12 protein-coding genes are annotated in these 14,790 nt (G+C 47.8%); 11 read left to right on the top strand and 1 reads right to left on the bottom strand.

The features are described 5' to 3' along the window. Nucleotides 1–13 precede the first annotated feature (13 nt). From HP398_RS24160 to HP398_RS24110, 11 genes are all read left to right on the top strand, one after another. Entirely contained in the window at nt 14–1,018 is a 1,005-nt protein-coding gene (locus tag HP398_RS24160; protein WP_173623870.1) for a dipeptidase, read from the top strand. A gap of 20 nt (nt 1,019–1,038) precedes the next feature. After that, the gene (locus tag HP398_RS24155; RefSeq protein ID WP_173623869.1) at nt 1,039–2,352 is read left to right on the top strand and encodes a helix-turn-helix domain-containing protein; all 1,314 of its coding nucleotides are present in this window, start codon (nt 1,039–1,041) and stop codon (nt 2,350–2,352) included. Nucleotides 2,353–2,512: 160 nt separating this feature from the next. Next, nucleotides 2,513–4,153: an ABC transporter substrate-binding protein gene (locus HP398_RS24150; RefSeq protein ID WP_173623868.1), complete on the top strand. Its 1,641-nt coding sequence runs from the start codon at nt 2,513–2,515 to the stop codon at nt 4,151–4,153. A 36-nt stretch (nt 4,154–4,189) separates the two neighbouring features. After that, nucleotides 4,190–5,656, top strand: coding sequence for a serine hydrolase (locus HP398_RS24145; RefSeq protein ID WP_173623867.1), 1,467 nt, complete (start codon nt 4,190–4,192; stop codon nt 5,654–5,656). After that, the gene (locus HP398_RS24140) at nt 5,653–6,783 is read left to right on the top strand and encodes a mandelate racemase/muconate lactonizing enzyme family protein (RefSeq protein WP_173623866.1); all 1,131 of its coding nucleotides are present in this window, start codon (nt 5,653–5,655) and stop codon (nt 6,781–6,783) included. Before HP398_RS24145 ends, HP398_RS24140 begins: the two co-directional genes overlap by 4 nt. Nucleotides 6,784–6,795: 12 nt before the next feature. Next, nucleotides 6,796–7,260 carry a GNAT family N-acetyltransferase gene (locus tag HP398_RS24135; RefSeq protein WP_017251770.1) on the top strand — a complete coding sequence of 155 codons (465 nt, stop codon included), beginning with the start codon at nt 6,796–6,798 and terminating at the stop codon, nt 7,258–7,260. 16 nt (nt 7,261–7,276) lie between these two features. Beyond that, nucleotides 7,277–8,365 carry a C45 family autoproteolytic acyltransferase/hydrolase gene (locus HP398_RS24130; protein ID WP_173623865.1) on the top strand — a complete coding sequence of 363 codons (1,089 nt, stop codon included), beginning with the start codon at nt 7,277–7,279 and terminating at the stop codon, nt 8,363–8,365. A 214-nt stretch (nt 8,366–8,579) separates the two neighbouring features. After that, complete coding sequence (locus HP398_RS24125) at nt 8,580–8,939, top strand: GIY-YIG nuclease family protein (RefSeq protein WP_017251772.1); 360 nt, start codon at nt 8,580–8,582, stop codon at nt 8,937–8,939. Between the two features lie 23 nt (nt 8,940–8,962). Continuing rightward, nucleotides 8,963–9,442, top strand: a complete 480-nt coding sequence (locus tag HP398_RS24120) for a DUF6530 family protein (protein ID WP_017251773.1) — start codon at nt 8,963–8,965, stop codon at nt 9,440–9,442. A gap of 1 nt (nt 9,443) precedes the next feature. Then, a complete protein-coding gene (locus HP398_RS24115; RefSeq protein WP_017251774.1) occupies nt 9,444–10,652 on the top strand; it encodes an MFS transporter in 1,209 nt (402 codons plus the stop codon). A 16-nt stretch (nt 10,653–10,668) separates the two neighbouring features. Beyond that, nucleotides 10,669–12,885 (top strand): AAA family ATPase, encoded by a 2,217-nt coding sequence (locus HP398_RS24110; protein ID WP_173623864.1) that lies wholly within the window; start codon nt 10,669–10,671, stop codon nt 12,883–12,885. Between the two features lie 57 nt (nt 12,886–12,942). Here the strand turns inward: HP398_RS24110 and HP398_RS24105 are convergent, their stop codons facing one another. Then, entirely contained in the window at nt 12,943–14,574 is a 1,632-nt protein-coding gene (locus HP398_RS24105; protein WP_173623863.1) for a peptide ABC transporter substrate-binding protein, read from the bottom strand. Nucleotides 14,575–14,790: the final 216 nt, after the last annotated feature.

The following is a 14,790-nucleotide window of genomic DNA, read 5'->3' as shown; positions in this document are numbered from 1 at the left end:
AGGAGCATGAGACATGACACATGGAATCGACGCGCATTTTGACCTTTTGCTAGATGTCGCTATTCAACGCGAGCACGGCAGGCGAAAAGTAATAGAATCGGAATACTTACCTGATTTCGTGGCGGGCGGGGTGCAGACGGTTGTCGCAGCGATTTATATCGACAACAAATTCCTGCCGGAGATGGGCTTGAGAAAAGCACTGCAACAAATCAGCGCGTTGCACGCGGAAGCAAATGAATCGCCTGAGAAGATTATGGTTTGCAAAAGTGTGGAAGACATCGAGACCGCGAAGCGAATGGGGAAAATTGGTTTTGTACTCTCTCTGGAGGGCGCGGAACCGTTATATAATGATCTGAGTATGCTCCGTGTTTTTTACGAGCTGGGCGTGCGCCTAATGGGACTTGTGTGGAGCAGGCGGAATTTCGTTGGAGACGGTAGTCATTTTAGTCCGGTACGAGAAGGGCGCAAGGGCGGGCTCACCGAGTTCGGCATCCGCGTCGTCGAAGAGGCAGAAGCAATGGGAATCATCATTGATGTCAGTCATCTGAATGACGAAGGCTTCTGGGATCTGATCGAGGTAGCACGAAAGCCCATCATCGCTTCCCATTCCAATTGCCGGACATTAGCGAGTTCCATGCGCAATCTGACGGATGAGCAAATCAGGGCGATCGCATTCACCAACGGCGTAATCGGCATCAATGGTGTCAATCTGTTCGTAGCGGACACAGATGACCAGGCTGATATCGAGCACATGATCAATCACGTCGATCACATCGTGAAGCTGGTTGGCATTGAACACGTCGGACTGGGTCTGGACATCATCGAGCCATTTATGAAATACGATTCTCCCGATGCGTTTATTCAAGCAGGACGCAAAGATTTTGATGTCGTAAAAGGACATACCAAGGTTCCGGAGCTTGCGCGTGCCCTTGCCAAAAGAGGGTACAAGGATGAAGCGATTGAGCGTATTTTGGGCAAAAACTTCATTCGCGTGTTCAAGGACGTGTGGAAATCATAGAGAGATGAGGGAGTGGAACATTGACCATTACGATAGCGGTAATCTCTTCGGAAGAATTTTTGCCAAGGATCTTGAAGCATACCCAATCCATCGATTACATTCAACTGACCTCGTATACATACCAGAACCCCAAAGAGAGTGCTGCGTTGCTTGATCAAATCCATGACTGCGACGTGCTGCTTTTTGCTGGCCCACTTCCTTATTTTTTTGCCAAGGAAAAGGTAGAGCAAAAGAAGCTGCCTGCGGTGTACATTCCGCTCGATGAATATACCATTTCCCTCTCGTTGTTTCATACCTTGCTGAACGTTCCAGGAGGACTGAACCGCATCTCGATAGATTTGCCAAAAGCGGAGTATATTGAGAAGGTTGCTGAAGAATTGGGCATTACTTCTACGCCATGGTATGTAAAAGACTACAGTGAGATTATTGAAGAAGGCGGGACGAGATTTGACGTGGAGGAGATTATTCAATTCCACAAGGAGCGCTGGGAACAGAAAAAGAGCCATTTTGCTTTGACTGGCGTTGACTACGTATACAGTCGATTACGTGAGATGAATATCCCTTCCGCTTCTCTCGTTAGTCCCGATAAAAATATTCGCGATGCCGTCAATCAAGCTATTGCTTACGGCCGATTGAAAATTAGCAAAAATTCGCAGATAGCTGTGGGGATTGCAGCGATCCAGCAAAATGATGGTCCGCCAGTAGAAACACAATGGCAAGATGCGACGATTATTTTGTTGCAAGAGCTGCTGGAGCTCGTCAAAGAGACGGACGCTTCCATTCAAAAATTGGGACTAGATCAATTCATCATCTATGGCACGAGAGGCAGCATCGAGCAAATGATTGAATACGGGAAGATCATGCAAGTAGTGGGCAATGTCGATCTGCTTGCCAAAGTGACGGTTGCCATTGGGTTTGGTTTTGGCCTAACAGCGAAAGAGGCCGAAGCGAACGCACGCATTGCGATCTATCATGCCCAGAAAACAAAAGAAAGCAGTGCGTATTTGGTGACGGATGAAAAAGAAGTGATCGGTCCGTTGAATACAGAAGCGAAGACGTTCCAATTAAAAAGCGAGAACAAGGAAGTGCTGGAGATCGCGGAGAAGACTGGCGCAAGTGTCGCTACCATTACGAAAATCATGCAGTATGTCAAGCTTCGCCGCGATAACCGCTTCACCGCTTCCGATTTAGCCGAGTACCTCCAGATCAGTCGCCGCAGTTCAGAAAGAACCTTGAAAAAACTGATCGATCATCAGGTCGTAGAGGTCGTCGGAGAAGAACAGCCGTATCAGCAAGGACGCCCGCGGGCTGTGTATCGTCTTAATTATTCATGACTCTCCTCATGTAACATCAACCTGTCCCGGTTTTCCGTTTGCGAAGGCAATCCGGGACCCCCACATCCCTCATGTAAGAAGCAATCCGACCTAATTAGCGACTATATAACGACAAAAGCAAGCTTCAAATGGAAATGACTCGAAAAACGGAGGTCGCGACATGCTATCAGAACGGTTAAAGAGCCAAATTCGCAGTGTTTTACTTATGTGTGTACTCGTCTTTTCCATCGTTGGCTGCAGCTCTGCTTCCACTCCGCCTACAGACGAGAAGCAAGCAAATCAACCAGCAAAAAACTCCCAGCCCAAAAAGGGTGGGACGATCACCATGGGCTACCAGATGGAGCCAGATACGCTGGACCCGCAAAAGACGTCGTTGCCAGCGGGAAATTTTGTTGGGGGCATGTTGGGGGGAGCTCTGCTGATCCTCGATCCCATTACGTTTGAGTTGAAGCCGCATCTGGCTGAATCGTACACGATCTCGGAAGACGGCAAGACCATGACGTTCAAGATACGCCCTGGCGTGAAGTTCCATGATGGAACACCGCTCACAGCGGAAGTTTTTAAGCAAAGCTATGAACGCGCACTCGATCCGAAAACAGCCTCACCGGTTACGGGACCGGATGTATCTGCGATCAAATCCATTTCAGCTCCTGATGATTCCACATTGATCTTTCATTTGGATGAGCCCTCCGCTTCGTTACTTTCTAACTTAACATATAGCGGCTACCAGCAACCCATTTCCATAGAGGCACGAAATAAATACGGAAATGAGCTGGGACGCAATCCTGTCGGGGTAGGTCCGTGGAAATTCGAAAGCTGGAAAACAGGCGAATCGATCACACTGGTACGAAACGACGAGTATAAGTGGGCAGCTCCTTTTGCTCTGAATCAAGGACCTGTAAGACCCGACAAGTTCGTTCTGAAATTTATTCAAGACAACCAGACCATGATGGCTGCTCTCGACAGTGGGACGATTGATATTGCCACTGTACCCCCGAAAGACGCGAAGAAATACAAGGATCACAAAGATTTTACGGTGTTGGAAGGAATGCAGCCTGCAGAGTATTTCATCGGGATGAATCTGGAAAACGAAATCTTGCAGGATGTCCGCGTGAGAAAAGCACTGAACTTGGCGATCAACAAAGACGCATTGATCATGGCAGATCTGCAAGGAGAGGGGGTGCCTGTCTACGGACCGATCCCACCAACGATGATCGGATACGATGCGGCAGTAGAGCAGTACGGCTACAAGTACAATGCGGAGCAAGCCAGACAACTGCTGGAAGAGGCAGGATGGAAGCCAAACGCGCAAGGGATAAGGGAAAAGGATGGAAAAACGCTCAGCCTGACGATGCTCATCGAAGATACAAATCCCGGGCATCAGCTGGTGCAAAGCATGTTCAAAGAGATTGGTGTCGAATTGCATATCCAAAAGTATGAATCAGCGACAGCTCTTGAACAGGCACTGAAGGGCGAGTACGATTTGTTCTCAACGGGTCATGGCAGTGTCGATCCAGATATTTTGCACTTGTTACTGCATTCGAGTCAGATCGGGGGCTTGAATTTCTTTCGCCTCAGTGATCAACAGCTTGATAGCCTGCTAGATAAAGGACGAACGACAACAGACCAAGCGCAGCGACAGCAGGTTTTTGCAGACATTCAAAAAAGAGTCGTGGAACAGGCCTATTGGATTCCGCTCTATTCCGCAAAAACATTCGTGGTCGTCAGTAACCGGATTCAAGGCGTCAAGCCAAATCCATTAGCATCCTTGATTATTCAGGACATGTGGGTGAACGAGTAGGGCATGGCATGACAACATTCGAAAGAGGTGGAAGAAATGAGACAGCAAGGCTGGTCAGTAGAATGGGAAGACCTGGTTGAAAAAGAAATGAGAGAAGGCAGCGTTCCGGGTTTCGTCATGGGTGTGAATCTGGATGGGCAGAGCTTGTTTCGCAAAAGCTTTGGCTACCGGGATCGTGAAAAGGAGCTCGAAATCACTCCTGATACGGTGATGGGTTTGGCCTCCGTTACGAAGTCCTTTACATGCATGGCGATCATGCAGCTACAGGAAGCGAAGAAGCTCTCTGTTCATGATCCAGTGATCAAATACCTCCCTGAGTTTCGTACCCCGGATCGTCAAAAAACGGAGCAGATGACGATTCATCATTTTATGACGCACACGACGGGCATTCCGCCCTTGCCGATTGATCACCTGGCGATCCGCAACTCCATGTTTGAAGACATGGCTGAAGAGGATCACCCGATTCACCGTTACTTGAAAAAGGAGTACCAGAAACCGATCTACACGTTCGAAGAGCTGATGGAAGCTCTTGCTCTGGCGGAATATGAGTTGGTGGGCTCACCAGGACAATTGTTCAGCTATTCGAATGATTGCTATTCTCTCCTGGGAGCGGTCATAGCCAGAGTGAGTGGGAAGTCGTATGACGTTTATGTCAAAGAGCATATTTTGGAACCAGCAGACATGAAGAGCAGTACCTTTCTTCTGAGCGATCTGCCTCACTTGCCGGATGTCACCACCATCTACCATTTGAAAGAGAATAATGGAGTGTCCGAGATTTACCCAGATCCACTGTGGGAGGACGGATTACTGGTAGCCGCCTCGGGGCATTTGAATTCAACTGTACGAGACATGTTAAACTATGCTGAAATATTCCGTACGGGCGGATGCGTGGGTAAGGAACGAATTTTATCCGAGGAGAGCGTCAAACAAATGATCTATCCGCATGTTCAGAACAGCTACAGCAGGTACTACGGGTATGGCTTATCCATTCAACCCGACTACTATGGGGGTACCTTGATCAAGCACGGTGGAGCGATCAAAGGTGTCGCCGCCCATTTAGCGATTGTTCCGGAGCGGGGGATTACATCCATGGCCTTGGCCAATTTAACCGGAAGTCCCGTCGAAAAAGCCACACTGACAGCACTCCATGCCGTAGAAGGACGTCCACTGAATACGCCACAGTACCAATTCGAGACATATAGCGTCCCTCTTTCCCAATTAGAAGAGTATGTCGGTCGATACGCTAGTGGGGAAGGAATGGATATCATCGTATATGTGGTAGAGGATGTCCTGATGATGATAGATAAGACGTTGGATGCGTTTGGTGGAAAACAACTGAACTATCTATTGCGACCAATTGGAGAGCATCAATTTATCACAGAAAGGGAGGGAAGCGAGCTGACAGTTGGCTTTGTAACAGGCGAAGACGGCTCTGTCACTGCCATGTCCCTTTATTATCGAATCATTCCACGAGTAGCAGCTGCGGAGGAGAGTCGAGTATGAAAATAACGTCTGTTTGTGTTCATGCCATTAAGCTGCCGCTAAAACGCCCATTTATTATCGCGTACGCCTCTTATGAGGATATGCCGTCCATTATTGTAAAAGTGGAGACAGACAATGGATTGGTGGGACTAGGCGAAGCGGTACCGGATCAAAATGTCACCGGAGAGACGTGGGAGTCTACCTATACGATGCTCGTTCATAATCTGGCGCCTGTTGTGATCGGTGAGAATCCGTTTGATATCGAGAGAATCCATGAGAAGATGAACCAGGCTGTTTGGGGAGTCCCAGCAGCAAAAGCCGCCATTGATATTGCCTGCTATGACTTGATGGGAAAGGCGGCTGGTCAACCTGTTTATCATTTCTTGGGCGGAAAATATCACACGACTCTTTCCTTCCCATATGTGTTAAGTATTTTAGAGCCAGAGGTTATGGCAGCTGAAGCTAGGCAAGCAGTGGCAGCTGGGTATGGCTCGATCAAAATAAAGGTGGGAGCTGATCTTCAGACAGATATCCAGCGAATCCGGGCTGTTCGGCAGGCAGTTGGTCCTAGCGTAGGGTTGCGGGTGGACGCCAACCAAGGTTGGGAGAACCGTGCGAACTCCTTGCTTGTTTTGCAACAGATCGAGGATTGTCACATTGATTGGATGGAGCAGCCTGTCCTGGCTGATGATCTCGATGCTCTCGCGGAAATTCGCAGGCAAACAACGATTCCAATCATGGTAGACGAGGGACTGCACGGGACGAAGGAAATGCGAGAAGTCATCGCGAAGAAAGCTGCAGATAAAGTAAACATCAAATTGATGAAAAGTGGAGGGATATATCCTGCTCTCAAATTGGTGAACCAGGCGGAGATGGCCGGGATGGAGTGTCAGATTGGTTCGATGCTGGAGTCTTCGATTGGCAGTGCAGCTGGTGCACATTTGTCGCTTGCGAAAAAGAACATCATTTCTAACGAATTGGCAGGACCAGCGATCATTTCGCGGGACGTAGCCCAGCTTATGGTTCACGGAAGTCAAATTGTCGTGTCAGATCAGCCAGGGTTAGGTGTAGAGCTAGACGAAGCGGTGCTTGCCGACATAACGGAGAGGTCAGAGCAGGTCATCGGAGCGAAGCGGCAACCCGTATAGGGAGAGGACTGAATGCAAAATACGCGCGTAGAAATCGTCGAGGCATTGACGGAAGACCAGCTTCAGATGATCAAGGCAATGGAGCAGGAGGCTTTTGGCGTACAGGGAGCAATTGATGAATGGGTGCTCGTACCGCTTGTGCGACACGGCTGCGTCGCTCTTTTCATGGAAGCAGAGGAGGCGCGTCCTGTAGGGGTATGTCAGCTCCTGAGGGATTTTCGTCAGCCGGACAAGTGCTACATGTATGGGTATTACATCCGAGCAGATCGTAAAGGGATGGGGTATGGGTTCTCTTTCTTGAACCGATTGCTAGAGCAGCTGCGTGAGGATGGGTTTCGTCAGATTTGCCTGACCGTAAGCCCTGATAATACTGGTGCAGTCGGACTCTATCAAAAAGCAGGCTTTGCGGTTATCGAGACACGGATTGCGGAATATGGTAGTGGAAACGATCGCTATTATATGGTGAAAACGCTATAGAGGGGAGTCGCTTACGATGGAACGGTTTCCTGTCTATCGGATCAGGGGGACAGCGCGAGAACGGGGACAACAAATGGGCCAACTCACCAAAGAGCAAATATGGATCAATCTCGAAGCGTACGAAAGAACCTTTCGAGATGGAGCAGGTCTTCACTGGAAGGACGCAACCGAATATGCTACTCAGTTCATCCCCTGGATCGAGCGGTATGACCAGGAGATTATGGAGGAAATCAGAGGAATTAGCGAAGGGGCGGAGCGGGATCTGCTTGATATTGTGACGCTCAATGTTCGTAGTGAAATCATGACCAACTTAGGCGATCCATTTGGAAAAACAGATGGGTGCACGAGTGTGGCGGCTGTCCCTCCTGTGACGAAAAACCAAGAGACCATCATCGGGCAAAACTGGGATTGGATACACCTCATGGAAAAGGGGCTTGTTGTACTGGAGATCGAGCAACAGCCACGTCCGAACATTTTGATGATTACCGAAGCGGGGATCGTAGGTAAGATCGGAATGAACGACAAAGGCATGGGTGTTTGTCTGAATTTTTTGCGAATATCGGAGCGAACCGTCGGGGTTCCTATTCATATCGTATTGCGGGGAATCTTGAATAGTGGGACGCTCTCACAAGCCATCCGGCAAATCACCCGTCTACCACGTGGCACGTCAGCCAATTATTTGCTTGCGCATCGGGAAGGAGAGACGGTGGATGTGGAAGCGACTTCAAGAGCGCACGACGTCCTCTATCCAATGGAAGGGTATATCGCGCATGCCAATCATTTTGTCGGGTCCCGTATAGCTGTAGATGATCAAGCGAAAATGGGGGAAGCCGATACGCATCTGCGAATGGGGCGGGCCCTGAAGCTGTTGGCGGCAGCGCAAGGACAGATCGAAGCTGACCATATCAAGGAGATCTTTCGTGACCATATGAGTTTTCCCGAAGCCATATGCCGACATGGAGACGTGGAGTCGACTGGAGCAGAAGAGCTGGTCGGTCGCACGTTATTTTCCATCGTGATGAATCTGACAGAAGGACAGTTTGAATTGTCCAAGGGTCAACCTTGCAATACGCCGTACCATACGTACCGGTTTTCATCCAGTTAACAAGCATAAGCGTAGACATTTCTCTCTATTGTTTATTGGAGATTCATTGGCCCTGTACTCGTTGTTACCCGACCCAAATTAGGCACCGGACATGTTCCGGTGCTTTTTTGTTTACTTGACAATTAAAAGACAATGAATCATTATGTTTATTAAATAACAAACGAAAATGAATTTTGTTTATTAATTTAGTCGGTGGAAAAGTGAGGGAGAAACCATGAATCGAGAAGAACTGAAACAACTGTATAAAGAATCGAAAACGCAGGCAGGGGTGTATCAGATCAAAAACACCCAAAACCAAAAAATCTGGATCAGCGCCACCCGCAACCTGAAGACGATGAACGGAAAGCTGTTCAGTCTCAAAATGGGTTCGCATATAAACAAGCAGCTTCAACAGGAATGGAATGAATACGGAGAAGAGGCATTCGTCTTTGAAGTGTTGGAGATTTTGAAAAAGAAGGAAGACGGATACTTTGATGAAAAGGATGCCCTGAAGAAACTGGAACAAAAATGGCTCGACCAGCTCCAGCCGTACGGAGAGCGCGGATACAACCAGGAAAAACAGAAAGAACAATAATCAAACGAAAAGAGGGAAAGAAAATGAAAATACCTACGAACTTGAACCATAAGCCTGTTGTCGTGTCGGATAACTATGAGCGCGTTGATGGCCGATTAGCCAGGAACACAGATGCGAAAGCACTTTCTCTGGGAGTGGCAGAGGGCAACTCCAGAAGAAAGGTCGATATATCTGCCAAGGTATGGAGATACACGGGAGAAGAATGGTCAAAACAATCGGAGGAACTGCCTCTCCATCGTGTTCTTGATATGTCCATACTGATTTGTCGGTCGTTGGCCCATTTTCGCGACGCATACAGATATGAGCATTATTATGACCCGCAGGAGCCTGTCATCGACCGGGTTGCCCTGCAAGGAGATGCAATGACCGTGGCGATATGCACGGACAATGAGAGTCTTCATGAAGACATTAAGCTGTTTAGCCAAGGGCTGAGCAACGACGATGAGATGATCGGCGAACGTCTGCGCACATTATCAAAACTATTAAAGGATATGGGGTATTGAAATGTTTTCCAATCGTTATGTTCGTACGATTATCCTCTCCCGCGTGCTTTTGCATTTGGGGATTTGGATCCGGAATTATGCCGTACTTCTTTTCGTTAGCGAATTGACGAATAATAATCCGGTTTATGTATCACTGATTTCGGTTGCGGAATTCGCACCGATCTTTCTATTTGGCCTTATTGGTGGGACCTTTGCGGATCGATGGCTGCCGAAGCGGACAATGGTTTGGAGCGATCTGCTGTCTGCCGTGTCCGTCGGGGCTGTGCTGCTTGCACTCATGAATGGTGGATGGATGGCACTTCTCATCGGAACATTTATTTCCGCCAGCCTGTCTCAATTTTCCCAACCCTCAGCCATGAAACTGTACAAGAGGCATGTGCCAACTGAACAACTACAAGGCGTGATGGCAATGTCCCAAACGCTTGTCGCTGTCTTTACGGTTTTAGGTCCGGTCATCGGTACGTTTATTTTCATCCAGTTTGGAATTACAGCCTCTCTGATTTTGACTGCTGTTCTGTTCTTAGGGTCTTCCCTTGTATTAGCGACGCTTCCCCGTGACGCGGAGGAAACGAAGTCTGATTATGCCGGCGGCTTCATAAAGGAGCTGAAGGCGGGGCTGCGCTATATTGGGACCAATCAATCCTTACGCACACTCTGTTTGACTTTCTCTGCTGTCGGATTGGCGTCAGGTCTGACACAACCGCTTCAGATTTTTCTTGTCATCGAGAATTTGGGGCAGGACAAACAATTTTTGCAGTGGTTGGTAATGACCAATGGGTTAGCCATGTTGGCAGGAGGAGCAATCATAATCGGGATAGCCAAAAAGGTACGTCCACAGATGCTGCTCATAGTAGGCTTGCTTGTCTCTGCCGTATGTACGATGGTAGTAGGCGCTACCACAACGATTTGGTTGATGATTGTTCTATTAGTGATCAGCGGTTTCTTCTTCCCTTTTATTCAAGGCGGAATCCAGACGCTGATTGTACGTAACACGGAGGGGGCATTTATTGGCCGGGTATCTGGTACGATCACGCCAGTTTTTATGGGGATGATGGTGATTGGTATGTTTCTATCCGGCTATCTGAAGGAGACGCTCTCGTTGGTTGGGATCTATGTGGTGAGCGGTGTGTTGATTATGATCGGTGCGTCTTTGCTGCTTCCTCTTCTTGGTGAGAAAAGGAACAAAGATCAAAGTGGGCCAGCACTATGAGGGGAGTAGAAATGTGATGATTGAAAATGAAAAATATGATTTGTCACCCGAAAGACAGCTGACGGATGCAGAAAAAAAGCTTGTTTGGAAAAAGCCTTCCACTCATAAGGTCAGTGAAGAAGAGCAGCGCATTCGTAAAGAAATAAAACGCAACTGGAATCGCGGGGAAATGAAAATCGCCAATATATTATTAGAAGGTGACGCCGGTTCTGGGAAAACACAACTAGCCAAAGCATTATCTGCTGATTTCGGGTTGCCGTATACGAAAGTGACTTGTTTTGCTGATATGGACAAATCGGATATTATTGGCGCTATTTTGCCCGTAATTTCTTCTGAACGTATAGAGAAAATGGAGCCTGCCGAGCAAACGGTATGGAAAGCTTTATATGAAAGCGATGGGTTTCAAAGCATAGCTGAAATTTTAATGGATGCACTGGGAATTACACAGGAACAGGCAGCTTTAAAAATGAAGCAATTACTGAAGCTTGCAGCAGCGGAAAACACCGATGGTGAAGCGATTGAGTATCGATTTTACCCTTCGGAGATCGTCAGAGCCTATCAAAAGGGTTATCTTCTGGAAATCCAAGAACCAAACGTGATTCGTGATGCTGCGGTGTTAATGGCATTAAACTCTGCCTTGGAGCTGGATGGCAGCATCAATCTTCCCACCGAGATCATACGCAGGCACCCAGACTTCATCGCGGTTATCACAACAAACCGCAGTTATGCGGGAACCAGACCGTTAAACGAAGCGCTGCGCGACAGGGTTCAGCATACGGAAAAGATGGACCTGCCGACCAAAGAAATCATGATCGAACGTGTCATAGCCAAAACTGGTTTTCAAGATGGAAAGATGATGGGTATTTTAGCGGACATGATTATGGTTTTAGACAGAACAGCGCGGGCCAATGCGATCAAGGGCGTGGCTGGAATGCGTTCCTTTTTCTACTGGGCAGATGCAATTGCTGGAGGAGCTTCCGCAAAAGAATCCCTTTATCATAAGGTCATCTACAAGATCACAACCGATTCGGAAGAAATAAAGCTTTTGGAAGAAGCACTAAAAAGTCAAGGTTTGTTTGCCAGCTTGGAAGAAGCCGAGATTGAGCTAAAAAAAAAACGAAAATCTGACGACGCCATAGAGATCAGGACATGGGGAGATATAGACGACACTGGTTTTGGCAAAGACAACCATGGAGAGGAAAAGGGAATTGCATTGAAAAAATCTGCCGATAGTGACGAAAGCTCTTCCCGTGTCTCAGATGATTCTACCCATATGGAGCGTTCAGGTTTGGGGGAAGATGGCTCTCCTAACTATCATCAGGCAAATCCTGAATCCATGTCAGAGGAAGCGAAACAAAAGGAACGCGATTTCCGTAAAAAGCTGAATCGAGAGGCAAGAGAGGTCATTTCCGATTCGATTCATAAAAAAGTAAAGCTCATTGTTCACCGTCCAGACTACGATGAGGAAAACCAACAAGAATATGTTCGTCTTTGCCAAGGACTCATGCCTATCGTGCAAGAGATTGCCAGAAAGACACTTCCGTACCTGGAACATGAGGTATCTTCCGACTTTGCGAGGAATCGTTACTATGGCAGCAAATTTCAAGCAGACAGCGTTGCTTACAGGGATTACAAGTATTTTGCCAAGAAACGCCCTCCAACGGAATCCCCTACGCTTGTGGTTGGCCTAAGGGTTGATGAATCCGCATCGATGTCAGCTTACGGGAGATTAGAAGCAGCAAAACGAGCAGTGATCGCCGTATATGAATATTGTCAGCTTTGTCATATCCCCATTTTGATCTACGGCGATACGGCGGATGTTTCCAGATTAGAGCAAATGTCGATCTTTGCCTATGCCGACTTCGATAAAACGGATGCCAATGATCGCTTCAGGTTAATGAGAATTCATGCGAGAAGTAATAATCGCGATGGAATGGCTCTTAGATTGATGGCGGAACGATTAGCCGCGTCCCCCCAAAAAACAAAACTGTTGATTAGCATAAGTGACGGACAACCGAAAGCAATGGATGACTATACCGGAAGTTACGCTGTTACAGATATGAAACAGACCATACAGGAATATGAACGAAAAGGAGTTACTTTTCTAGCAGCGGCAATCGGTCAAGACAAGGATGTGATAAGTGAAATCTATGGGAATGAAAGATTTTTGGATATTACCAATTTGCATGAGTTCCCTGCAAAGTTAGTTCGGATGATCGCTCGGTATTTATGATGGAAGCGCGGGCATCTCTCTCTATCTATTTCGCATAGAGAGGACGCCCGCGCTCTATTATTGTTCAATATACGCGTATTTAAAGTAGGAACCGCCGAGAGGGAAGATCACGAAGTCCTTCACCTTGTCGTTTTTCACATAAGCGTTGCCGCGGAAGTGCAGTGGTGCCAGCGGCATTTCCTCCATGAGAATTCTTTCAGAGTAAAACAACAGCTGCTTGCGCTTTTGCTCGTCGGTCTCATAGTAGCTTTTATTCAGCAGATCGCGGTACTCCTTGTTGTTGAAGCGAACGACGTTGTTGCCACCCAAGTCCTTGTACATTTCGAGGAAATTGATCGGGTCGTTGAAATCGGCTCCCCATAGCCAGATGCCGAAGTCATACTTGCCATTTTGGACATCCTCGTTGAACACTTTCCATTCTGAGGTGCGAATGTCAATGTCGACTCCCAGTGTTTTCTTCCACTCGTCCTGGAGTGCTTGAGCCAACTTCTTGTCCGTTTCTCCGGTGTCATAGTAGTACGTGACTTTAGGGAATTGAGACAGCCCGAGTTCTTCCATGCCTTCTGCCAAGAGCTGCTTGGCCTTCGCCACATCCTCCTTAAAGTAGCCGTCCGGATTCAACCCCATGGAGACGGGAACCCAGCCATAAGCGGGCGGGACACCGGTCTGCAGGATGTTATCCACCAATTGCTGTCGGTTGATAGAATACGAAAACGCCTGGCGAATTTTTTTGTTGGTAAAAGGGGGCCTCTCTGTATTGAAGATGACGGCTTTGGTGCCGGGGTTATCTGCGACGAGCAGCTTGCCTTCTTCCTTGATCTGTCCGACCGCATCCGGCGACAAGCCAAAGGAAGGGTAGCCTCCCCAATCCAGGTCGCCATTTTCAAACATGGACAGGGCGGTGTTGTTATCCTCGATGATGACAATTTGGATCTGATCTAGCTTGACGTTGGCGTTGTCCCAATAAGTAGCGCTTTTGCTGAAGGTGAGCTTGGACTTGTGCTCCCACTTATCCATCACAAACGGGCCATTGCCGACAATCGTTTTGGCTTCTGTTGCCCACTGGGGGTTGCTCTCGATGGTCTTTTTATGAAGCGGGTAGTAGGTAGTGAATGAGGTCAATTCGCGGAAGAACGGTGTTGGTGAGCGCAAGGTGAAATCTAGTGTGTAGTCGTCCTTTGCTTTTACCCCGACGTCCTCTTGCTTGCCTTTTCCGGTGTAAAAGTCCTCGCCCCCTTTGATATAGAAGAGCTGATACGCGTAGCCGGAAGCGGTTTTGGGGTCGAGATTGCGCTTGATGGCGTACTCAAAATCGTGAGCGGTAACAGGATCACCATTGCTCCATTTGGCGTCCTTTCGAATGGTAAAAGTAAAATGAGTGAAGTCAGGAGTATGCGTGTAGCTCTCCGCGATGGCGTTGATCATCTGGCCTTGACGGTCGACGCTGGTCAGTCCTTCGAAGGTGAGATTGATCATGTCCATTGAGGTTGAATCTGTTGCAATGCCAGCATCCATCGTAGACGGCTCCCCGGTGATGCTCCAGTGCAAGACCATTGGCTCTGAGGTAGTAGGCTTTGCTGTCGCTTTCGTTGGAGGGGATTGGATATTGTCGGCGGGTTTCGAGCTACAGCCGACTGAGAGACTAAACAACAAAACAGCAGTAGAAATGCCTAGTAGCCACTTAATCATACAGTCCTCCTGTTGAATTATTTGAAAAATAAGAAAATTTATAGTTCCTCAAAAGAATAATGCACAGCAATCAGACAGTCATTCAACACAATGTATAAACATTCATCGGAAATCACGGTTACCTGTCGGAATAAATTCATACAATTTGTCCGTTACTTAAATAACTATCGATCTGTAGAAACAACAAAAGCCACCCGCAAAAGGTGGCTTTGTCAT

It is taken from the genome of Brevibacillus sp. HB1.4B (assembly GCF_013284285.1).
GTDB lineage: Bacteria > Bacillota > Bacilli > Brevibacillales > Brevibacillaceae > Brevibacillus > Brevibacillus porteri.
The sequence above is the reverse complement of the archived record's forward strand: the minus strand, read 5'-3'. Positions and strand labels throughout refer to the sequence as shown.